This window comes from Sphingomicrobium sediminis (genome assembly GCF_023805295.1).
GTDB classification, from domain to species: domain Bacteria; phylum Pseudomonadota; class Alphaproteobacteria; order Sphingomonadales; family Sphingomonadaceae; genus Sphingomicrobium; species Sphingomicrobium sediminis.
The window spans coordinates 1,995,001-2,017,052 of sequence record NZ_JAMSHT010000001.1; the positions used below are offsets into that span (position 1 = coordinate 1,995,001).

Below are 22,052 nucleotides of genomic sequence, written 5' to 3' on the forward strand. Positions count from 1 at the left end.
GTTCCTGCGACGAAGATGTATCGGGGCTAAAGTGATGCACCGAAGCTTAGGGTTCGTGATTTATCACGAGCGGTAGCGGAGCGTTCTGTAAGTCTGTGAAGCCGAAGGGTAACCGACGGTGGAGATATCAGAAGTGCGAATGCTGACATGAGTAGCGATAAAGAGGGTGAGATGCCCTCTCGCCGAAAGCCCAAGGGTTCCTGCGCAAGGCTAATCCGCGCAGGGTGAGTCGGCCCCTAAGACGAGCCCGAAGGGGGTAGTCGATGGGAAACAGGTTAATATTCCTGTACCAGGAGATGTGTGACGCATGGCGGATGTAGTTCGACCTTATCGGATTGGTCGGGCTGCCAAGTTGTGCCAGGAAATAGCCTCTCCATAAAGACCGTACCCGAAACCGACACAGGTGGGCAGGTAGAGTATACCAAGGCGCTTGAGAGAAGGGTGTTGAAGGAACTCGGCAAATTGCCTCCGTACCTTCGGAAGAAGGAGGCCCCGTTAGAAGGCAACTTTTAGCGGGGGGCACAGGCCAGGGGGTAGCGACTGTTTATCAAAAACACAGGGCTCTGCTAAGTCGGCTTCAAGACGACGTATAGGGTCTGACGCCTGCCCGGTGCTTGAAGGTTAAAAGGAGGAGTGCAAGCTCCGAATTGAAGCCCAAGTAAACGGCGGCCGTAACTATAACGGTCCTAAGGTAGCGAAATTCCTTGTCGGGTAAGTTCCGACCTGCACGAATGGCGTAACGACTTCCCCACTGTCTCCAACACCTGCTCAGCGAAATTGAATTCTCCGTGAAGATGCGGAGTACCCGCGGTTAGACGGAAAGACCCCGTGCACCTTTACTGCAGCTTCAGAGTGGCTGTGGGAAACATTTGTGTAGGATAGGTGGGAGGCTTTGATCTGTTGGCGCCAGCTGACAGGGAGCCATTGGTGAAATACCACCCTGATGTTTTCTACAGTCTAACCTCGAACCGTTATCCGGTTCAGGGACCCTCTGTGGCGGGTAGTTTGACTGGGGCGGTCGCCTCCTAAAGAGTAACGGAGGCGCGCGATGGTAGGCTCAGGACGGTTGGAAACCGTCTGCAAGAGTGCAATGGCATAAGCCTGCCTGACTGCGAGACTGACAGGTCGAGCAGAGACGAAAGTCGGTCATAGTGATCCGGTGGTCCCTCGTGGAAGGGCCATCGCTCAACGGATAAAAGGTACGCCGGGGATAACAGGCTGATAACCCCCAAGAGCTCATATCGACGGGGTTGTTTGGCACCTCGATGTCGGCTCATCACATCCTGGGGCTGGAGCAGGTCCCAAGGGTTTGGCTGTTCGCCAATTAAAGTGGTACGTGAGCTGGGTTCAGAACGTCGCGAGACAGTTTGGTCCCTATCTGCCGTGGGCGTCGATACTTGAAAGGAGTTGCCCCTAGTACGAGAGGACCGGGGTGAACATGCCTCTGGTGGACCTGTCATCGTGCCAACGGTGCAGCAGGGTAGCTATGCATGGACGGGATAACCGCTGAAAGCATCTAAGCGGGAAGCCTCCCTTAAGATAAGGTATCATCGAGTCGTGGAAGACCACCACGTTGATAGGCCGGGTGTGGAAGCGCAGTAATGCGTGGAGCTAACCGGTCCTAATTACTCTTTTCGCGCTTTGAGGATCCCACCATCATCGACAGTCCTTTGACTGCCGTATGATGCGGTATTTCTCAGCAAGATAACGCCCAGATTTCTAGAAACTTGAACGACGATCCCATTGCTTGGTGACCATAGCGTCCGTGACCCACCCGATCCCATCCCGAACTCGGCCGTGAAACCGGACAGCGCCGATGGTACTTCAGCTTAAGCTGCGGAAGAGTAGGTCGTCGCCAGGCATTGCGATCGCCGTTCAAGTAACCCATTCACAGTTTCAACATGATAGCCGCTGCCAGGCACACCTGAGCGGCGGCTTTTGTGTTTATAGGCCGGCAACGGTCGTTCGGTGCCGCGGGGTGGAGCAGTCCGGTAGCTCGTCAGGCTCATAACCTGAAGGTCGTTGGTTCAAATCCAACCCCCGCAACCAACCGAAAAGAAACCCGCCCTCGAGGCGGGTTTTTTGATTCATGGCAACCCTAGGGTGTGCATCGAGCCAAACTCCGGGCGATCCGCGTTTGCGCGTCATCTGACAATGGCGGATCATGGCCAGCCAGGCTGCCGCGTGAGATCAACGCGCTAGCGATTTTGCCGCGTTTCGATGAGCTCATCCACGACACTCGGGTCGGCCAGCGTCGACGTATCGCCCAGCGCACCATAATCATTCTCGGCAATCTTGCGGAGAATCCGCCGCATGATCTTGCCCGAGCGGGTTTTGGGCAGGCCCGGCGTAAAGTGGAGATGGTCGGGCGTTGCGATCGGCCCGATTTCCTTGCGGACATGGGCGCGAAGCTCGGCACAGAGATCGTCACTCGATTCCTCGCCGGCATTCAGGGTGACGTAGCAATAAATGCCCTGCCCCTTGATATCGTGCGGGTAGCCGACGACCGCAGCTTCGCAGACCTTGTCGTGGAGGACGAGCGCGCTTTCCACTTCTGCCGTCCCCATGCGATGGCCCGACACGTTGATGACGTCGTCAACGCGGCCGGTAATCCAGTAATAGCCATCCTCGTCGCGGCGGCATCCATCGCCGGTGAAATACTTGCCCTTGTAGGTCGAGAAGTAGGTTTGGATGAAGCGCTCATGGTCGCCATAGACGGTGCGGGCCTGCCCAGGCCAGCTGGCGGTGATGCACAGATTGCCCTCGGTCGCGCCCTCGAGCACGCCGCCATCATTGTCGACCAGCTGCGGTTGGATCCCGAAAAAGGGCTTGCCTGCGCTGCCCGGTTTCATGGCGTGGGCGTTGGGCAGGGTCGTGATCATGATCCCGCCCGTTTCGGTCTGCCACCAAGTGTCGACGACGGCGCAGCGGCTTTCGCCGACTACTTCATAATACCAGCGCCAGGCCTCGGGGTTGATCGGTTCGCCGACGCTCCCGAGCACGCGAAGGCTGGAGCGGTCATGCTTCTGCACCGGCGCATCTCCCTCTCGCATCAGCGCGCGGATCGCGGTGGGGGCGGTGTAGAAGAGATTGACCTTGTGCTTCTCGACGACCGCCCAGAAACGGCTGGCATCGGGATAGCTCGGTACGCCCTCGAACATAAGGCTGGTCGCCCGGTTCATCAGCGGACCGTAGACGATGTAGCTGTGCCCGGTGACCCAACCGATATCGGCGGTGCACCAGTAAATCTCGCCCGGCTGGTAATCGAACACGTAGTGGAACGTCGTCGCGGTCCAGACGCCATAGCCGCCGGTCGTATGCAAGACGCCCTTGGGCTTGCCGGTCGAACCCGACGTATACAGGATAAACAGCGGATCTTCGGCAGCCATCGGCTCGCACGGACAGGCGGCATCGCTGACCTTGTCATGGAGCCAGTGGTCGCGGCCTTCGGTCCAGTCCACGTCGCTGCCGACATGCTTGACGACCAGCACGGCGTCGACATCGACCCCGTCCTGCGCCAGCGCAGCATCGACATTGGCCTTCAATGGCACCGTCTTGGAGCCGCGCTTGCCGGCATCGGCCGTGATGACGAAACGGCTGCCGCAATCGGTGATGCGCCCCGCCAGCGCTTCGGGTGAAAAGCCGCCGAAGACGACCGAATGCACCGCGCCGATGCGCGCGCAGGCGAGCATGGCGTACGCACCTTCGGGGATCATGGGCATGTAGAGGGTGACGCGGTCGCCCTTCTTCACGCCAAGGGCCTTCAGGGCGTTGGCCATGGCAACGACTTCGCGTTTCAGCTCGTCATAGCTGATGTGGCGCGCTTCGTCGGCGGGATCGTCGGGTTCGAAGATGATGGCCGTCTGGTCGCCATGCCTCTCTTCGACATGGCGATCGACGGCGTTGTGACAGAGATTGAGCGTACCATCCTCATACCATTTGATGTCGACCGGATCGAAGCTCCAGTCCCCCGCCCTGGTGGGCGGCACGAACCAGTGCAGCCGTTCGGCCTGTTTCAGCCAGAAGGCATCGGGCTCCTCGGCCGACTGGCGATAGAGCGCGTGATAATCCTCGGCCTTGGCATGGGCGTTCTGGTGCGTTGCAGGCGGCGAAATGGCGTCCATCGGTCAGCTCTCCTGATCCTGTCCTTGAGTCGTGAGCCTAGCATAGCGCCGAGGCCCCTTGGCCACCCCTGCGACAAAGGTCGTACTACCTTTGCCCCCCTCTAGGACGATATTTCCGTTGCGGTCTCGCGCCCCCCGACTCAGCGGCAAGAATCAAATCAAGTCCAAAGATAGCTTCTAGCCGCGGGCGCGGTTCTTCGCTTCCATCGTCGAGCGCAGGAAGAAGCGGGTGAGTTGCGGGCGACGTTCGAGCCAGCCCAGCAACTCGGTGCGCGGCAGGCAGCACAATTCGGTCGCACCGACCGCGATTGCCAGCATGGGCAGCCGGTCGTGATAGGGATCGCCCAGCACGCAGCCGGCGCCTAACCGGTCATGCGACTGACCCAAGGGCGCTCCCAAACGAACGAGTGCAACTGCACCTGACAGGATCACCGCGCACCAGGGGAAGGGGCGGTCGGGACCGGCAATGACATGGCCATCGCTGACGTGAAGCAGGCGACCTTTCTCCATCAATTCTCTGCGTTCGGCTGCGGTGAAGCAGCTGCAGGGCGCATGGCCCGCCGCCGCGCACGTGGCGCAAGCGGAGCGGGGGCGATCAGGCCGCGCCATCGCCCTTCGCGCGCTTGGGGGAATGCTTGTCATCGCGCAGGCAGGCAGCGTGGCAGGCGATCGTCTTTTCCGACGGCATGGCCGGCGCGTCGTCGCCATGATGCGCCATCTCCATCCCGCCCGGCGCGCAATGTTCAGGCGCCATGCCAAAGGGCGACGGGGCCATGGCAAGCCCCATCGCGCCGGAAGGAAGAAGGCCGCTAAACCGCATTGGAGAAGCGCCCCTTGCTGTCCTGGCGCCAAGGGTCGAACAAGGCCGCGATCGCGCGGGCATAGGGCCAGCCTTTGTCCGGATCGATGCCGATGATGCCGTCTTTGCAGGACGCCAATCCGCGCTCGACAAAGGGCTGGACGGCGGCCTTGATCCGCTGGCGATCATGCAGCGGCCGGATGTCGCAGGCCCCGTTGCAAAGCAATTTCTCGATGGCGTGGCCGCGAATGCGCTCCAGTGGCGTCAGCAGCACGCCGCGCTCGGCGGCGAACAGCCCGTTGCCGACCTTGAGCCCGTAGCGCCCGCCATTTTTGTCATTCTGGACCAGCAGTCCGGGCAGGCGACTGATTGCGCTGGCACCCAGCCCGATCGAAACGTTGCACGGGTCGTCGGTATAGCCCTGGAAGTTGCGGCGCACGCGGCCTGCGGCGGCCGCGCGGCCAAGCGGGTCTTCAGGCAAGGCGAAATGGTCGAACCCGACTGTCGCATATCCCGCATCAACCAACCGGCGCTGCGCCTGCTGCGCCATCGCAAAGCGCGCTTCGGTTCCGGGTAGCGCACTGTCATCGATCTTGCGCTGGCGCGGGATGATCTGCGGAACGTGGGCATAGCCGAACACGGCCAGTCGGTCCGGGCGCATGTCCACTGCAACATCCAACGTTGCGCCGAAATTGGCGGCATCCTGTCGGGGCAGACCATACATCAGGTCGAAATTGAGGCTGGTGATGCCGGCCTTGCGCAGTCCCTGCGTCGCGGCGGCGATGCTTTCCAATGGCTGGATCCGCCCGATCGCTTCCTGAATGGCGGGGTCGAAGGTCTGGACACCAAGGCTGGCGCGTTCGAACCCGATACGCGCAACCGCATCAAGGAAGGCCTCGTCGAGCGATCGCGGGTCGATTTCGATCGACCAGGCTGCATGGTCGCCGCCGAGCGCATCGAGGATGTGGCTGTGCAAGCCTTCCAGTTGCTCGGGGCTCAATGCATTGGGACTGCCCCCGCCAAACGCGACCCGGATGACGCGTCCGCGTCCGCCCAGACGCGCTGCGACCAACTCGATCTCCGCATGCAACGCCGCGACGTAGCGTTCGAGCCGCGCCGAACGATTGGCCGCGCCCGTATTGCAGCCGCAATAGAAGCAGATCTTCTCGCAGAAGGGCACATGGAGGTAGAGCGACAAGGGCTCGTCGCCGCGCACACGGCCCAGCGCACGGGGCTGGTCTTCGGCGCCGACATGGTCGGTAAATTCGGCAGCGGTGGGATAGCTGGTGTAGCGCGGCACGGGGCGGGCGAGCAGGTCGGGATGATAGGTCATGCTTCGCCTTCTTTCACATCTGTTTCGCCCTCGCTTTGACCGGCATCAATCGTCTCGTCGTCGATGAGGATGCGATGCGCTGCGCCATCCAGGTCTTCATACTGCCCGCTCTTCATCGTCCAGAAGAAGCCGGCGAGCCCTGCCGTGCCGAGCAGCAACGCGATGGGGAGGAGATAGCCGACCGCGGTCACTTGGCGGCTCGCGCCAGGCGCAGCGAATTGGCGACCACGATCAGGCTGGAGCCCGACATGGCGACGGCAGCGATGAGCGGCGTGACCATGCCGGCCAGCGCCAGCGGGACCGCGATCATGTTGTAGCCGATGGCGAGCGCGAAATTCTGGCGAATGATCCGCATGGTGCGGCGCGCGGCTTTCAGCGCGGTGGGCACCTTGTCGAGCGACGCGCCGAAGAAAAGGAAGTCGGCGGCATTCTGGCCGACATCGCTGGCGGTCACTGGCGCCATGGAGACGAACGCGCTCTTGAGGGCGGGGCCGTCATTGAGGCCGTCCCCGACCATCAGCACGCGGCGACCCGCTGCTTCGTCGGCTTCGATCCGCGCCGCCTTCTCGCTGGGGCCGATCCCGCCCTCGGCCTGGATGCTGAGGCTGTCCGCAACGCGGGCGACGGCTTCGATGCGGTCACCGGACAGCATTGTAACGGGGACGTCGGCACGGGCGAGTGCCGCAAAGCTTTCCCGTGCGTCCGGACGGACCTTGTCGTCGAAGGCGATGAGCGATGCGTTGCCGCCAATCTCGCCGAAGGCGGTGATGGCATTGCTGGCCTCGTCGCGGGCATCGCATCCGACCCAGTCGGGCTTGCCGAGGCGCCATGCGCGACCGCCGATAACGGCCTCGACGCCAATACCGGCTTCCTCGCGGATCGATTCTGGCTCGACGCCGTCGACGCCCTCCAGCGCACAGGTCAGCGCGCGCGACAAGGGATGGCGGCTCGCGCGGGCGAGGGTGGCGAGGATCGCGCGTCGCTGACTGTCTTTCGGCAGTGATAACGGCACCAGATTGCCCAGCGTCACCGTGCCGGTCTTGTCGAAATAGGCCTTGTCGATCCCGGCCAACCGCTCGATTCCCGACCCGTCGCGCACGAGGATTCCGGCCTTCATCAGTGCATTGGCCGCGACGACCTGCGCGACTGGCACTGCAAGGCCAAGCGCACAGGGGCAGGTGATGATGAGCGTCGCGATGGCGATCAGCATCGCGTCATGCACGCCGATGCCTGCGATCATCCAGCCGGTAAAGGCGAGCAAGGCAAGGCTGTGGACGACCGGTGTGTAGAGCCGCGCAGCGCGGTCGGCGATGCGGACATAGGCCGAGCGGCTCTCATGTGCGCGCTCCATCAGGCGCGAAATCTCAGCGATGACCGTGTCCTGCGCGGCGCGGGTCACCTCGACCGTGAGCGGCGCGGCAAGGTTGATGGTCCCGGCCAGCACTTCGCCACCGGGCTCCGCCTTCTCCGGCAGGCTTTCGCCGGTGACGAGTGCGCGGTCGACTTCGCTGGAGCCGGTATGGACGCGCCCGTCGACGGGCAGACGCTCGCCCGCTGCGACGAGGATCGTGTCTCCCGGCATCAGCGCCTCGACCTGGACTTCTCGGCCCGCGCCGTCGGTAGTCGCGAGACGGGCGGTGCGCGGGATACGCTTCATCAACGTCGCCACCGAATTTTCCGCGCGGGCCCGCATCATGCTGTCGAGGCTGCGCCCGATCAGCAGGAAGAAGAGCAACATCACCGCGCCGTCGAAATAGGCATGTTCGGCGCCGATTGCGGTCTCGTAGAGGCTCATCGCGGTCGCCAGCGTCACCCCGATCGAAATGGGCACGTCCATATTGGTACGGCGATTTCGAAGGGCGGCGAGCGCGCTATTGAAGAAAGGCTGGCCCGAATAGGCCACGGTGGGGATGGCGATGAGCGCGCTGATCCAGTGGAAGAGCTGGCGGGTCATGCCCTCCGCGCCGGCCCAGACTGACACCGACAGGAGCATGATGTTCATGGTCGCGAAGGCGGCGACGGCGAGCGCGCGAAACAGCGCCCGCGTTTCCTTCGAGCGGACGCTGTCGACATCCTCGCCGGCAAAGGGATGTGCATCGAAGCCGACCTTGCGGAAAGCCTCTGCGATTACGTTTTCAGAAAGGCTCGGGCGATGGTCGACCCGCACCTGCCGCGCCGACAGATTTACCCGCGCCGCCTCGATCCCGCGCACTTCGGGCAGACCGCGTTCGATGCGGGCGATACAGGCCGCGCAGCGCATACCCTCGACCGACCAACGCGAGCTGACCGTCACATCGGGGGCGAGCGGGCGGTTCATCAGCTGACGACCGGAATGAGGAAGCGGGCGGTGCGTTCGGCAGTCTCGGCTTCGAGACGAAGCTCCCAGCGGCCGGGCGAAAGAGGGGCATCGCTCAGATAACTACCGTCAGGCTGCCGCGCGAACGTCAGCGCTTCATCGCGCGATTTCTGGAAGGGATGCTCGGCACGACCTTCGAGCGTCATCGCGGAAAAGCCTTCGAGGTCGATGCGGACATGGCCGCTTTCCTCGATCGTCGCCGACGCGTCCCAGCCCAGCGCATCCTGCTCCGCCTGCGCGTCGCGCCACTCGTCATAATGCTGGCTGGCGACATAACTGTTGTCGACGACCGTGCCGCCGAAATTGCCGATGGCGAGGCGGGCCATGTTGAAATTGACCGCCATGACCACGCCGAAGAAGAGGACGAGGATGAAGGCCATGTGGCGTCCGGTGAAGCGCTTGGTCATGGGTCAGTTTCCTGTGCGGTTGAAATTGGTGGGCGCGCTGGCGGTGGCGGTCTCGTCATCGAGCGCGGTGACGGTGAAGAGAATGTCGCTGCGTTCGGGCCCCTCGGCTGGCGCGGCGAGATAGAGGGTGCGGCGCGCGACACTGTCGGCAGGCACTTCGAAGCGGATCTGCCGGGTCGCCTCGGCCCGCGACTGGAGGTCGGTCCACAATTCGGCCTGTTCGATGCCCTCGACGGTGACGACGAAGTCGCGCGGGCGCTGCTCCATGTTCCTGAGCTTGATGACGTAGCCGTTGCGAATGTCGCCGTCGGACAGGGTGATGGCGAGCGGGTTGCGGATCTGCCCCGCATCGATATCGAGCCGGCTGCGATTGCCCAGCACGAACAGCATGGCGAGCCCGATCCCTGCCCAGATAGCGAAATAGATGAGCGTGCGCGGGCGCAGCAGGCGCTTCAAAGGCGGCTCGGGCACCTTGCCTGCCATGGCCAGTTTTTCATCCTCGACCGTGGTGTAGCCAATCAGCTTTTCGGGCCGGTCGATGCGGCGCATCACTTCATCGCATGCATCGATGCACAGTGCGCAGGTGATGCAGCCGATCTGCGGGCCTTCGCGAATGTCGATTCCGGTGGGACAGACGGCGATGCAGGCCTTGCAGTCGATACAGTCGCCTGGGGGTAGGAGACTGGAGGCATCGACCTCCTCGGCCTGCATCGCCTTGGCGCGCTTGATCCCGCGCGTGCGGGGTTCGCCGCGCCAATGCTTGTAGGTCACCTGCAGGCTCTGATCGTCCATCAGCGCGGTCTGGATGCGGGGCCAGGGGCACATGTAGATGCACACCTGCTCGCGCATGAAGCCGCCGAAGATGAAGGTCGTCATGGTGAGAATGAAGATGGAGAAATAGGCGGTCTGGGGCGCGGTGCCGCTGAAGAGCTCGCGTGCCAGCATCGGGGCATCGGCAAAGTAGAAGACCCACGCCCCGCCGGTAGCAATGGCGACGAGTAGCCAGAGCGTCCACTTGGTGAGGCGCTTGGCGACTTTCTTTGGGCCCCAGGGTGCGTCGTCCAGTTTGTATTGCTCGCGCCGCCCGCCATCGACGAAGCGCTCGATATGCATGAACAAGTCGGTCCAGACCGTCTGCGGGCAGGCATAGCCGCACCAGGCCCGGCCGACCGCGCTGGTGACGACGAACAGGCCGATCGCCGCCATGATGAGCAGGCCCGCCACATAATAGAATTCGTGCGGCCAGATCTCGATCGAGAACATGTAGAAACGACGATTGGCGAGATCGACCAGCACTGCCTGGTCGGGCGCATAGGGACCGCGGTCCCAGCGCAGCCATGGCGTTACATAGTAGATAGCCAGGGTCACCACCATGATGACCCATTTCAGCCGCCGGAACGAGCCGTCGATGCGGCGCGGAAAGACCTTCTTCCGTGCCTCGAAGAATTGGTTCGTTTCGCGGTCGGTGAGGTTAGCCGGCTGGTCGTTCATTCTGGGTCACCGGGTCGGGGGCATCGTCGGTATTGGTGTCCACTTCTGTGCTGTCATCCTGTTCGACCAGCTCTTCGCCGCCGCCCAGCGAGTGGACGTAGGCGGCTAGCATCTTGACGGTCACCGGATCGAGGCGATTGCCCCAGCTCGGCATGATCCCGTAGCGGCTCTGGTCGACGGTGCGATAAAGGCTCTCGCGGTCGCCGCCATAGAGCCAGATGGAGTCTGTGAGATTGGGCGCGCCAAGGTCGCGATTGCCGGTGCCGTCGGCACCATGGCACGAGGAGCATTGGATGTCGTAGATGGCCTGGCCGCGACGCGAGGCATTGCTGGCGCTGTCCTGGCCCGACATGACTCGAACGAAGCTCACCACGTCGTTCATCTCGTCGCGATTGAGGATACCCAATTCGCCGAAGGCCGGCATCTCGCTATAGCGGCTTTCACGGTTGCCGGGCTCGCGAATGCCATGTTCCAGGGTCTGGTGGATGGCCTGCAGATCGCCGCCCCACAGCCAGTCATCGTCGTTGAGATTGGGATAGCCGGGGAAACCCGCCGCGCCCGAGCCGTGGCATTGGACGCAATTGACCTTGTAGGCCGAGCGGCCGCCTTCGACGGCGAAGCGCAGAAGTTCGCTGTCTTCGGGCAGGCGTTCGATCGGGATTTGCGCGATGGCGCGGGTCATGGGCGCGCGGCGCTCTTCCTCGGCGGCAAGGTCGGCATGCAGATCGCCGCGGCTCGACCAGCCGAGCAGGCCGTCACTGGCTTTCTCGATCATCGGCCAGGCCGGATAGGCAATGGTATAGGCCACGCCCCAGACGATGGTCGCGTAGAGGGTCCACAGCCACCAGCGCGGCATCGGGGTATCGAGCTCCTCGATCCCGTCCCATTCGTGACCGACCTTTTCGGTGCCGGTCGGCTGGTCGATTTCCTTATGCTCGGCCATCGTCATGATCCTTGTCGAAGATGCTGGTCTTGGCGTCGTTGGCTTTGTCCTTGCTGCCCGGGCGGAAGGCCCAGACGACGAAGAAGAGGAAGAGGACCAGCATGGCGAGCAGGCCCCAGCTGTCGGCGATCTGGCGGAGTGTCTCGTACATCTCTAGCGCTCCAGTTCCTGTGCCTCGACGGCGGAGAAATCGACCTGGGTGCCGAGCTGCTGGAGATAGGCGACGAGCGCGTCCATCTCGGTGATGCGGCTGGGCTGCTGGTCGTAATCGCGCGCTTCGGCGCCCGGATAGCGTTCCTGCAGGGCGTCGACATCGCCGTCGCGCCCGGCCTGCGTGCGCAGGTCCGCCTCGGCATTGGCGATATGATCGTCACCGTAGGGCACGCCGACGGCGCGATTGGCCGCCAGGTGGTCGGCATAGTCGCCCGCCGCGAGCTCGCGATCTTTCAGGAAGCCATATTTGGGCATGATCGATTCAGGCACGACGCTGCGCGGGTCGACGAGATGCTGAACATGCCACTCGTCCGAATAGCGCCCGCCGACGCGAGCCAGGTCCGGCCCGGTCCGCTTGGAGCCCCACAGGAAGGGATGGTCGTACATGCTTTCCGCCGCGAGGCTGTAATGGCCGTAGCGCTCATTCTCGTCGCGGAAGGGACGGATCATCTGGCTGTGGCAGGTATTGCAGCCCTCGCGGATATAGATGTTGCGGCCCGCCAGCTCCAATGGGGCGAGCGGTCGAACGCCCTCCACTTCCTCGATCGTATTGTCGATCCAGAAGAGCGGCGCGATCTCGACGATGCCGCCGATCACCACCGCGACCAGCGAACCGATCGCGAGGATGGTGACGTTCTTCTCGAGCTTCTTGTGCTGCTTGACGATCTTTTTCATCGGTTCGCGATCCTTCAGGCAGGGTTGGCCGCCGGCTGGGGCCGGTCGAGCTGTGGGTCGTGCGGGGTGTTGGTCATGGCCTGCTCGTCACGCAGCTTGCCCTTGATGGTCATGACGATGTTGAAGGCCATGATAAGGGCACCGGCGAAGTAGATGAGCCCGCCCACCAGACGCATGATGTAATAGGGGTTCATCGCGGCCACGACGTCGGCGAACGACCAGACGAGGTAGCCATCCTCCCCATATTCGCGCCACATCAGGCCCTGGGTGATCCCGGCCACCCACATGCTGGCGGCGTAGATGGCGATGCCGAGGATCGCGAGCCAGAAGTGCCAGTTGATCATGCGCAGCGAGTACATGCGCTCTCGGCCCCACAGGCGCGGCACCAGGTAATAGAGACAGGCGAAGGTGATGAGCCCGTTCCAGCCCAGTGCACCCGAGTGCACGTGACCGATGGTCCATTCGGTATAATGCGACAGGCTGTTCACAGCCTTGATCGACAGCATGGGGCCCTCGAAGGTGCTCATGCCATAGAAGGCCAATGCCGCGACCATCATGCGGATGATGGGGTCGGTGCGGATCTTGTCCCATGCCCCGTTCAAGGTCATCAGGCCGTTGATCATGCCGCCCCAGCTGGGCATCCAGAGCATGATCGAGAAGACCATGCCGAGGGTCTGCGCCCAGTCGGGGAGCGCGGTGTAATGCAGGTGGTGCGGCCCCGCCCAGATGTAGAGAAAGATGAGGCTCCAGAAGTGGACGATGGAGAGCCGGTAAGAATAGACTGGTCGCTCGGCCTGCTTGGGCACGAAGTAATACATCATCGCGAGGAAGCCCGCGGTCAGGAAGAAGCCGACCGCATTATGGCCATACCACCATTGGGTGAGTGCATCCTGGACGCCGCCGAACAGGGTGTAGCTCTTGGTCCCGAGCAAGCTCACCGGCACGGCGAGATTGTTGACGACGTGGAGCATCGCCACGGTGATGATGAAGGCGAGGAAGAACCAGTTGGCGACGTAGATATGCGGTTCGCTACGCTTGACGATGGTCGCCATGAAGACCGCGAGATAGGCGACCCAGACAGCAGTGAGCCACAGGTCAACATACCATTCGGGTTCGGCATATTCCTTCGAACTGGTGACGCCGAGCACATAGCCGGTGGCCGCCAGCAGGATGAACATCTGGTAGCCCCAGAAAACGAAGCGGGCGAGCCCGGGGAGCGCAAGGCGCGCACGGCAGGTGCGCTGCACCACGTAAAAACTGGTGGTGATGAGCGCCGTGCCGCCAAAGGCGAAGATCACCGCCGATGTATGCAGCGGTCGGATCCGTCCGAAATTCAGATAGGGCTCAAGGTTGAGGATCGGGAAGGCGAGCTGCGCGGCAATCAGGATGCCGACAAGGAAGCCGACAATCCCCCAGAAGCTGGTGAGCACGACACCGAAGCGGATGAGCTGGTCGTCATAACGGCTTTCGAGGTCGCGCTTGGAAGGCTGCAGGATGCCGACCTTGTTGGCCGATACGGCAGTGGCGAGGAAGGCCCCGCCCGCCAAGAGCAGCATGTGGAAACTGAAGACGGCATCATGGCCCGCCGCTGCGACGAGAACGAGAAAGATGCCGGCGACCAGCCAGCCCAGAGTGCGACCGACATTGGCAACGACCGGATCCGATCCGATGCTCGATGTGCGCGCGTCCATAGTGCGTATCCCCTAACCAGGTCCGGCCCGCCTGGATGGCGAGTCCCTCGGGTCCGCTTTTGCCGTGCCTTGCGCCGCCGCGCTTTGACCCCGGTCAAAGAAAGCGAAGGCAACTCGGGACAGGGGATTGGTGCGCTGCAATAATCCTGGGCCGCAGCGGGCGGCCGCTGAAGATCGCGGCCTTTTTCTCGAAAATTCGGGACAAAAACGCCGAAGCGACGTTAGGGGGTGAGAGACAAGCCAGACAGACGGAGCCCATTCATGAAGACCAACCTGATCGCTGCCCTTGCTGCCACGACCCTCCTTGCCGGCACCGCCGCCGCCTTCCAGCCGGCAGGTGCGCCCGCGACAGCCGAAGAAATCGCGTCGGTCGAGGCTGGTACCTACACCACCGATCCAGCGCATAGCCTGGTCGCCTGGTCGGTCAGCCATTTCGGGTTCAACCCTTATTGGGGCAGCTTCGGCGATGTCGAAGGCACGATGTTTCTTGATCCCGATAATCTCGAAGCGACGTCGCTCGATGTCACCATTCCGATCGACTCCATCGTCGTGAATAGTGCTGGCCTGCGCGAGCATCTGCTGCGCCCCGGTCAGGATGGCGGCGATCCCGATTTCTTCGGTCCCGATGCGGGCGAGGCGCGCTTCGTCTCCACCTCGGTCGAGCAGACGGGTGCGACAAGCGCGATCCTGCGCGGCAACCTCACCTTGCTCGGCAATACGCGCCCGGTGACCATTGCCGCGACCTTTACCGGCGCGGGCGCGAACCCGATGAGCCAGGCGCCGACGATCGGCTTTACCGGCCGTGCGCGTATCCTACGCTCGCAGTTCGGCGTGAGCGGCTTCATCCCCGCCATTTCGGACGAGGTCGATATCGACATCAGCATTGCCTTCGAACGGCAATAGGGACCTCGCTGCATAATTATTTGAATAAACTTGCGGTTCATGCATAAAAATGCATAAAGGCCCGCATGAACACGAATCGGGTCATGATCCTCGGGGCGAGCGGCTATGTCGGCGGCGAATTGCTGCGGCTGGTCGCTCACCATCCGGGGCTTGAGGTTGCCTTTGCCTGCGGGCGCGGCGAGGCGGGCAAGGCGGTCGCCGAGGTGCATCCGCATCTCGCGCTCGCCTATCCCGACCTCACGATTACCGAATATGACCCGCTGAATCTTCCCGAAGTCGATCTCGTCTTCGCCGCCCTGCCGCATGGTACAACGCAGGCACTGGCCCCCTATCTGCTCGCCTCGGGCAAGCCCTTCGTCGATCTCGGCGCGGACTTCCGCCTCGACAGCGCGGAGGATTATGCGACCTGGTATGGCGAACCCCATGCAGCGCCCCAGCATCTCGATGATTTCATCTACGGCATCCCCGAGCTCAACCGTGATGCGATCAAGGGAGCCAAAGCCGTGGCCACAGCCGGCTGCTATGCCACGGCCGCAATCCTGACCATGAAGCCGCTGGTCGATTCCGGCCTCGTCGAGGCGGGCAGCATCATCGTGAACGGCATGTCGGGCGTGTCGGGCGCCGGCAAGGTACCGAGCCCCAAAACCCATTTCGACAGCGTGCATGGCTCTCTGGGCGCCTACGGCCTGCTTAATCATCGCCATACCGGCGAGATGCAGATGGCGCTCGGCCAGGATGTGCTTTTCAACCCGCATCTCGTGCCGATGGATCGCGGCATCCTCGTCACTTGCACCGCCAAGTCGGCAGGCGAGGGTGATCCGCTGGCCGCGCTGGCCGAGGCCTATGCCGACGAGCCCTTCATCCATATCTCGGAAACGGCCCCCGCGACCAAGGCGGTTGCCGGGACCAATGCGGTGCACCTGTCCGCCCGGCGCTGTGCGCGCACCGGCAACCTGCTCGCCTTGGGCGCGATCGACAATCTCGGGAAAGGCGCGGCTGGTCAGATGATCCAGTGCGCCAATCTCATGCTCGGCCTCGAGGAAGGTGCCGGGCTCACCACTGCAGGAGTGTGGCCATGAGCGTGACCGCAGCACCCGGTTTCATCGCCGGCGGCATGCATGTCGGGGTCAAGATGCGGCGCCGTGATCTCGCCATCGTCGCCACCGACGACGGCCAGCCCGTCGCCGCAGCCGGCGTCTTCACGCAGAACAAGTTCGTCGCGCCGCCTGTCGTCCATTCGAAGGCGCAGCTCGCCGTGTCCGGCGGCAAGGCGAGCGCCATCGTCGTCAATTCGGGCAATGCCAATGCCGGGACCGGCAAGCCGGGCATGGACGACGCCGTGGCGATGACGCAGGCGACCGCCAAGGCGCTCGACATGGACCCGGCCAACATCCTCGTCTGTTCGACCGGGATCATCGGCACGCCGCTTCCCATGGAAAAGATCCTGCCGGGTATCGAGACCCTGTCGCAGAACCTCTCCAAGCACCACAACCTCAAGGCCGCGACCGCCATTATGACCACCGACCATGTGCCCAAGGAGGCGGTTGTCGAGGGGTCGAACTTCACCCTTGGCGGCATGGCCAAGGGTTGCGGCATGATCGCGCCCAACATGGCGACCATGCTCGCCTTCCTGACGACCGATGCGGCGCTGGAACCCGCTGAGATGACCGCCATGCTGCGCGAAGCGGTAGATGCGAGCTTCAACCGGCTCAATGTCGACGGGGCGACCTCGACCAATGACACCGTTTTCCTGCTCGCCAACGGGCGGGCAGGCACTGTCGACAAGGCCGAGTTCCAGGCTGCGCTGACCGACCTTTGCAACCAGCTCACTCTCCTGATGGCGCGCGATGCGGAGGGGGTGACCAAGATCGTCCACCTCACCATTTCGGGCGCGGCGAGCCAGGCCGAGGCGCGCAAGGCGGCCAAGGCGATCGCCGAAAACAATCTCGTCAAATGCAGCTGGCACGGGGCCGATCCCTATTGGGGTCGCCTGCTTGCCGGCGCGGGTAGCTGCGGCGTCGAGATCGACATCGACAAGAGCAAGGTCAGCTATGGCGGCATCCTCGTCGCCGAGGGCGGGGTGGAGGTCGATCATGACGCCGCCGCTGTGCTCGCGCACATGAAAGAGGCCGAGGCCGAAATCACCGTCGACCTTGGCGTCGGCAGCGCAAGCTCGACCACGATCGGGATCGACCTCGGCCCCGGCTACATCGCCGAAAATGTGGTGACGTCATGACCGCCCAGAACCGGATCCGCGGCCTCGCCGCCGATGAGACGGCGCGCGTCCTCGTCGAGGCGCTGCCCTACGTGAAGCGCTTCGATGGCAAGACCATCGTCGTCAAACTTGGCGGCAATGCGATCGATGCCGAGGTGGACAAGGCGCTGGCGCAGGACGTGCTCCTGCTGCGCCAGGTCGGCGTTCGCTGCATCGTCGTCCATGGCGGCGGCCCGCAGATCGACGAAACGCTGACCGCCTTCGGGATCGAGCGGCAGTTCAAGGACGGGCTGCGCGTCACCGATGCCGCCACGCTCGAGGCGGTGCGCATGACGTTGGTCGGCAAGGTCAATCGCGACTTGGTCGCCAAGTTCAATGTCGAGGCGCCTGAAGACCCCGTCGCCGTCGGCGTGTCGGGCGAAGATGGCGGCCTGTTGCTAGCACGCCAGTTGAAGCCTGAACTCGGCTTTGTCGGCGAAGTCGAAAAGGTCCGCGCCTCGGTGCTGACGCGGCTCCTCGACGAAGGACTGGTACCGATCGTCTCGACTGTCGGCGCGGACGCCAAGGGTCAGCCCTATAATATCAATGCCGATGCCGCTGCGTGCGCCATTGCCAGCGAAGTGGGCGCCGAAAAGATCGTCTATCTGACCGCCGCGCCAGGCCTGCTCGCCGATCCCGGCGACCAAGGCAGCTTGATCAGCCGCATCACCGCTGCGGAAGCCGAGGCGTTGATCGCAAGCGGCGCGGTCGGTGACGGCATGATCCCCAAGCTTACCGCCTGCATCCGCGCCGTCATCGAAGGCGTGCCGCGCGCGCATATTCTCGACGGGCGGATCGCCCATTCGCTGCTTATCGAAGTGCTGACCGAAAGCGGTATCGGCACCATGATTACCCCACGAAAGGTCAAATGATGCTGACCCTCGCCGAACTTGCGCCCGAGACCGTCGCCGACATGCTGGCGCTCGCCGAGAACTCGCCGGGCAAGCCGCTTGCCGGCAAGGGCGTCGCCTTGCTGTTCGAGAAGCCGAGCGCCCGCACCCGCCATTCGATGGAAATGGCCGTCACCGCGCTCGGCGGCCATCCCGTCTATGTCCGCGCTGACGAGGTCGGTATTGGCGGGCGCGAAAGCGTCGAGGATGTGGCGCGCACCTTCGCTTGCTATCACTCGATCGTCGCGGCGCGGGTCAAGGACCATGCGGTGCTCGAAGCCATGCAGGCCGCGGTCCCCGACACGCCCGTGCTCAACATGCTGAGCGATATCGCGCATCCATTGCAGGGTCTCGCCGACCTGCTCACGGTCAAGCAGCTGCGCGGCAGCATCGAGGGCGCAAAGATCGCCTTCATCGGCGACGGCAACAACGTCTCGCGCAGCCTCGCGGTCGGTGCCTCGAAGCTCGGCGCCCAATTCGTCCTCGCCGCGCCTTCGGGTTATGAATTCGGCGACGATATCGCTGCTATGCCCGGCGTGTCCGAAACCAATGACCCGCGCGCAGCGGTCGATGGCGCCGACTTCGTCTATACCGATGTCTGGGTGTCGATGGGACAGGATGAGGAAGGCGAAGCGCGGCTCGCTGCGTTCAAGCCCTTCCAGGTCGACGAGGCGCTGATGGCCTGCGCCAACCCCGAAGCGAAGTTCCTCCACTGCCTCCCCGCCATTCGCGGGCAGGAAGTCACCGCGCCTGTCATCGACGGCCCGCAAAGCGCGGTCTGGCGGCAGGCCGAAAACCGGCTCCATTCGGCACGCGGCGCGCTCGCTTACCTGATGGGCGTCAGGCCATGAGCCGGGTCGAGGAACGTCGCCGGGCGCTGGCCGCGATGCTCCGCGAAGGCGGTGCGGCGAGCCAGGAAGAGCTGGTCTCGCGACTGTCCGATGCGGGGCATCCGACGACGCAGGCCACGGTCAGCCGCGACCTCGACGCAATCGGCGCGATCAAGGGCAAGAAGGACGGCAAGACCGCCTATTTGCTCGCCGAGCAGCTGTCGGAAACCAACGGGCCGAGCGCCGAACTCGACCGGATCCTCGGCGAATGGCTACGCAGCGCCGAGGCGGCGAGCGGGATGGTGATCCTGCGAACCCGGCCGGGCAGCGCGCATGTCGTGGGCGCCGCCCTCGACGCTGCCCAGCTCTCCGACATTGCCGGCACGATTGCCGGCGACGACACGCTTTTCATCGCCCTGCGCGACGGCTTCGATGCCCGCGCCTTGGCCGACAAACTTTCCGGAAACACGCAATGACCAAGACCCCCAAGAAGATCGTCCTCGCTTATTCGGGCGGGCTCGACACCTCGATCATGCTCAAATGGCTGCAGACCGAATATGGCGCGGAGGTCGTGACCTTCACCGCCGATCTGGGTCAGGGCGGCGAAGTCGAGGAAGCCCGCCACAAGGCCGAATTGCTCGGCATCAAGCCCGAGAATATTTTCATCGAGGATCTGCGCGAGGAATTCGTCCGCGACTTCGTCTTCCCGATGTTCCGCGCCAATGCGCTCTATGAGGGGCAATATCTCCTCGGCACGTCGATCGCGCGGCCGCTCATTTCCAAGTGGCAGGTCGATATCGCCGAGAAGGTCGGCGCCGATGCCGTCTGTCATGGCGCGACGGGCAAGGGCAACGACCAAGTCCGTTTCGAACTCGGCTATTATGCGCTGAAGCCCGATATCAAGGTCATCGCCCCGTGGCGCGATTGGGAATTCGCGTCGCGGACCGACCTGTTGGCCTTCGCCGAAGCCAACCAGATCCCGATCGCCAAGGACAAGCGCGGCGAGGCACCCTTCTCGATCGATGCGAACCTCTTGCATTCCTCTTCCGAAGGCCGCGTCCTCGAGGACCCGGATGTCGATGCGCCGGACTATGTGTTCCAACGCACCGTGTCGCCCGAGGACGCGCCCGATACGCCGACTGTCATCAAGATCGGGTTCGAGGCCGGCGATCCCGTCTCGATCGACGGCGAAACAATGAGCCCGGCGACGTTGCTCGCTAAACTGAACGAGCTTGGCGGCTCCAACGGCATCGGCCGACTCGATTTAGTCGAGAACCGGCAGGTCGGCATGAAGTCGCGCGGCATCTACGAGACGCCGGGCGGCACGGTGCTGCTCGCCGCGCGGCGCGGGATCGAATCGATCACGCTCGATGCCGGCGCGATGCATCTCAAGGACGAACTCATGCCGCGCTACGCCAAACTCGTTTATGACGGCTTCTGGTTTGCGCCCGAGCGCGAGATGCTGCAGGCCGCGATCGACGCCAGCCAAAGCGCGGTCACGGGCGAAGTCACGATAAAGCTCTACAAGGGCAATGCCACCGTGATCGGCCGCAAGAGCCCCTATTCGCTCTATGACGAGGACCTCGTCACCTTCGAGGAAGGCGAGAGCGACTATGACCAGAAGGACGCCGAGGGCTTCATCAAGCTGCGCGCGCTGCGCCTGCGCACGCTCGCCCAGCAACGGGCCAAGCTGAAAGGCTAGAGCGTCTTTCTCGCTTCGGCGATGGCTTTGCGGACGCGCTCCGGCGCGGTGCCACCGAAGCTCGTGCGGCTGGCGACCGAGGCGTCGAGGGTCAGGACCTCCAGCGCGGTTTCGTCGAGCCGGTTGTCGATCGCCTTGAGGTCGTCGAGCGTCAGCGCATCGAGATTGACGCCTTTCTCCTCGGCCTTCGCCACCGCGCTTCCCGAAATGTGGTGTGCGTCGCGGAACGGCACGCCTTTCTCGCGGACCAGCCAGTCGGCAAGGTCGGTTGCGGTGGCATGGCCCGAGGCCGCCGCCGCGCGCATCTTTTCGGGCACGAACGTCAGTTCGGCGATCATGCCGCGCATGGCTTCCAGCGAAAGCGTGATGAGTTCGCGCACCTCCAGCACCGGCGGCTTGTCGTCCTGCAGATCCTTGGCATAGGCGAGCGGCAGGCCCTTGAGCATCGTCGCGAGGCTGACCAGCGCACCGAGCACCCGTCCGGCATGGCCGCGCACCAGCTCGGCGGCGTCGGGATTGCGCTTTTGCGGCATGATCGAACTGCCGGTCGACCAGGCATCGGGCAGCTTAACGAAGCCGAAGGGCTGGCTCGCCCAGATAACGATTTCCTCGGCGAGGCGCGACAGATGCAGCGCGGTGGACGTCGCCGCCATCACATAATCCAGCGCGAAATCGCGGTCGGACGAGCTGTCGAGGCTGTTGCGGGTGGGACCATCGAAGCCGAGCGCCTTGGCCGTCGCCTCGCGGTCGACCGGATAGGGCGTGCCTGCGAGCGCTGCCGTGCCGAGCGGGCAGAGGTTCATGCGCTTGGCGGCATCGACGAAGCGCGACCGGTCGCGTGCTGCCATCTCGACATAGGCCATGAGGTGATGGCCCAGCGTCACCGGCTGGCCCGACTGGAGATGCGTGAAGCCCGGCATGACCGTCTCGGCATGCTCCTCGGCGCGGTCGATCAGTGCAGCCTGGAGCGCTTTCAACAGCGCCTCGGCTTCCTCGCACGCCTCGCGCACGAACAATTTGAAATCGGTCGCGACCTGGTCGTTGCGTGAGCGTGCGGTGTGGAGGCGACCCGCATCCTCGCCGATCAATTGCTTGAGGCGCGATTCGACATGCATGTGGATGTCTTCGAGCGCCGGGTTTTCTACCAGCCCACCCGCCTCATATTCGGCGGCAATGGCATCGAGTCCCTCGGCGATCTTCGCGGCAGCATCCGCATCGATGATCCCCGTCTGCCCGAGCATGGCGACGTGCGCCTTGCTGGCGCGAATATCCTGTCGCCACAAATGCTTGTCGAAGGAAATGCTGGCGTTGATCGCCTCCATCACCTTGTCCGGCGCGCCGCCAAAACGGCCGCCCCACATCGGGTTCGATTTTGCGTCCTTTGTCATGGGCACTAGAGCTAGCCCAAAGCGCCCCCGCCATGCTAGGCGGCGCGCGAATA

General features: G+C 63.5%; 20 protein-coding genes, 1 tRNA gene and 2 rRNA genes (1 of these 23 running past the window's edge). 10 read left to right on the forward strand and 13 right to left on the reverse strand.

From position 1 onward, the window contains the following. The 3 genes from NDO55_RS10310 to NDO55_RS10320 form a co-directional block, all read left to right on the forward strand. Positions 1-1,644, forward strand: a 23S ribosomal RNA gene (locus NDO55_RS10310); it begins 1,147 nt to the left of the window's first position. A 102-nt stretch (positions 1,645-1,746) separates the two neighbouring features. Further along, positions 1,747-1,861 (forward strand): 5S ribosomal RNA (gene rrf / locus NDO55_RS10315). A gap of 111 nt (positions 1,862-1,972) precedes the next feature. Continuing rightward, positions 1,973-2,049, forward strand: a tRNA-Met gene (locus NDO55_RS10320). Between the two features lie 149 nt (positions 2,050-2,198). Here the strand turns inward: NDO55_RS10320 and acs are convergent. The 12 genes from acs to ccoN all read right to left on the reverse strand — a co-directional run bounded on the left by acs (position 2,199) and on the right by ccoN (position 14,032). Then, complete coding sequence (gene acs / locus NDO55_RS10325) at positions 2,199-4,124, reverse strand: acetate--CoA ligase (RefSeq protein ID WP_252114949.1); 1,926 nt, start codon at positions 4,122-4,124, stop codon at positions 2,199-2,201. Between the two features lie 177 nt (positions 4,125-4,301). Next, positions 4,302-4,634 (reverse strand): cyclic nucleotide-binding domain-containing protein, encoded by a 333-nt coding sequence (locus NDO55_RS10330; protein ID WP_252114951.1) that lies wholly within the window; start codon positions 4,632-4,634, stop codon positions 4,302-4,304. Between the two features lie 85 nt (positions 4,635-4,719). Beyond that, the gene (locus tag NDO55_RS10335) at positions 4,720-4,878 is read right to left on the reverse strand and encodes a hypothetical protein (RefSeq protein ID WP_252114954.1); all 159 of its coding nucleotides are present in this window, start codon (positions 4,876-4,878) and stop codon (positions 4,720-4,722) included. A gap of 55 nt (positions 4,879-4,933) precedes the next feature. Beyond that, entirely contained in the window at positions 4,934-6,256 is a 1,323-nt protein-coding gene (gene hemN / locus NDO55_RS10340) for an oxygen-independent coproporphyrinogen III oxidase (RefSeq protein WP_252114956.1), read from the reverse strand. After that, positions 6,253-6,447 carry a cbb3-type cytochrome oxidase assembly protein CcoS gene (gene ccoS, locus NDO55_RS10345; protein ID WP_252114958.1) on the reverse strand — a complete coding sequence of 65 codons (195 nt, stop codon included), beginning with the start codon at positions 6,445-6,447 and terminating at the stop codon, positions 6,253-6,255. Before ccoS ends, hemN begins: the two co-directional genes overlap by 4 nt. Then, positions 6,444-8,573 carry a heavy metal translocating P-type ATPase gene (locus NDO55_RS10350; protein WP_252114960.1) on the reverse strand — a complete coding sequence of 710 codons (2,130 nt, stop codon included), beginning with the start codon at positions 8,571-8,573 and terminating at the stop codon, positions 6,444-6,446. Before NDO55_RS10350 ends, ccoS begins: the two co-directional genes overlap by 4 nt. Further along, entirely contained in the window at positions 8,573-9,019 is a 447-nt protein-coding gene (locus NDO55_RS10355; RefSeq protein WP_252114962.1) for a FixH family protein, read from the reverse strand. Before NDO55_RS10355 ends, NDO55_RS10350 begins: the two co-directional genes overlap by 1 nt. Positions 9,020-9,022: 3 nt before the next feature. Beyond that, positions 9,023-10,510, reverse strand: a complete 1,488-nt coding sequence (gene ccoG, locus NDO55_RS10360) for a cytochrome c oxidase accessory protein CcoG (RefSeq protein WP_252114964.1) — start codon at positions 10,508-10,510, stop codon at positions 9,023-9,025. Beyond that, positions 10,491-11,453 carry a cytochrome-c oxidase, cbb3-type subunit III gene (ccoP, locus tag NDO55_RS10365; RefSeq protein ID WP_252114966.1) on the reverse strand — a complete coding sequence of 321 codons (963 nt, stop codon included), beginning with the start codon at positions 11,451-11,453 and terminating at the stop codon, positions 10,491-10,493. The genes ccoG and ccoP overlap by 20 nt, the downstream gene beginning before the upstream one ends. Beyond that, positions 11,440-11,604 (reverse strand): cbb3-type cytochrome c oxidase subunit 3, encoded by a 165-nt coding sequence (locus NDO55_RS10370; RefSeq protein WP_252114968.1) that lies wholly within the window; start codon positions 11,602-11,604, stop codon positions 11,440-11,442. The genes ccoP and NDO55_RS10370 overlap by 14 nt, the downstream gene beginning before the upstream one ends. Before the next feature lie 2 nt (positions 11,605-11,606). Next, the gene (gene ccoO / locus NDO55_RS10375) at positions 11,607-12,341 is read right to left on the reverse strand and encodes a cytochrome-c oxidase, cbb3-type subunit II (RefSeq protein WP_252114970.1); all 735 of its coding nucleotides are present in this window, start codon (positions 12,339-12,341) and stop codon (positions 11,607-11,609) included. Positions 12,342-12,355: 14 nt separating this feature from the next. Continuing rightward, positions 12,356-14,032 (reverse strand): cytochrome-c oxidase, cbb3-type subunit I, encoded by a 1,677-nt coding sequence (ccoN, locus tag NDO55_RS10380; protein ID WP_425276889.1) that lies wholly within the window; start codon positions 14,030-14,032, stop codon positions 12,356-12,358. Positions 14,033-14,293: 261 nt separating this feature from the next. Between ccoN and NDO55_RS10385 the strand changes: the two genes are divergently transcribed. From NDO55_RS10385 to NDO55_RS10415, 7 genes are all read left to right on the forward strand, one after another. Then, positions 14,294-14,935 (forward strand): YceI family protein, encoded by a 642-nt coding sequence (locus NDO55_RS10385; protein ID WP_252114972.1) that lies wholly within the window; start codon positions 14,294-14,296, stop codon positions 14,933-14,935. Positions 14,936-15,000: 65 nt separating this feature from the next. Beyond that, positions 15,001-16,014, forward strand: coding sequence for an N-acetyl-gamma-glutamyl-phosphate reductase (gene argC / locus NDO55_RS10390; protein ID WP_252114974.1), 1,014 nt, complete (start codon positions 15,001-15,003; stop codon positions 16,012-16,014). Next, positions 16,011-17,171: a bifunctional glutamate N-acetyltransferase/amino-acid acetyltransferase ArgJ gene (gene argJ, locus NDO55_RS10395; protein WP_252114976.1), complete on the forward strand. Its 1,161-nt coding sequence runs from the start codon at positions 16,011-16,013 to the stop codon at positions 17,169-17,171. The genes argC and argJ overlap by 4 nt, the downstream gene beginning before the upstream one ends. Beyond that, on the forward strand, positions 17,168-18,061 hold the full coding sequence (gene argB, locus NDO55_RS10400; protein ID WP_252114978.1) for an acetylglutamate kinase: 894 nt from the start codon (positions 17,168-17,170) through the stop codon (positions 18,059-18,061). The genes argJ and argB overlap by 4 nt, the downstream gene beginning before the upstream one ends. After that, positions 18,058-18,930: an ornithine carbamoyltransferase gene (gene argF, locus NDO55_RS10405; protein WP_252114980.1), complete on the forward strand. Its 873-nt coding sequence runs from the start codon at positions 18,058-18,060 to the stop codon at positions 18,928-18,930. The genes argB and argF overlap by 4 nt, the downstream gene beginning before the upstream one ends. Continuing rightward, positions 18,927-19,385, forward strand: a complete 459-nt coding sequence (locus tag NDO55_RS10410; protein WP_252114982.1) for an arginine repressor — start codon at positions 18,927-18,929, stop codon at positions 19,383-19,385. Before argF ends, NDO55_RS10410 begins: the two co-directional genes overlap by 4 nt. After that, a complete protein-coding gene (locus NDO55_RS10415) occupies positions 19,382-20,611 on the forward strand; it encodes an argininosuccinate synthase (RefSeq protein WP_252114984.1) in 1,230 nt (409 codons plus the stop codon). Before NDO55_RS10410 ends, NDO55_RS10415 begins: the two co-directional genes overlap by 4 nt. Here NDO55_RS10415 and argH read toward each other — a convergent pair. Further along, on the reverse strand, positions 20,608-21,999 hold the full coding sequence (argH, locus tag NDO55_RS10420) for an argininosuccinate lyase (RefSeq protein ID WP_252114986.1): 1,392 nt from the start codon (positions 21,997-21,999) through the stop codon (positions 20,608-20,610). The two genes, NDO55_RS10415 and argH, sit on opposite strands and share 4 nt — an antisense overlap. Positions 22,000-22,052 lie beyond the last annotated feature (53 nt).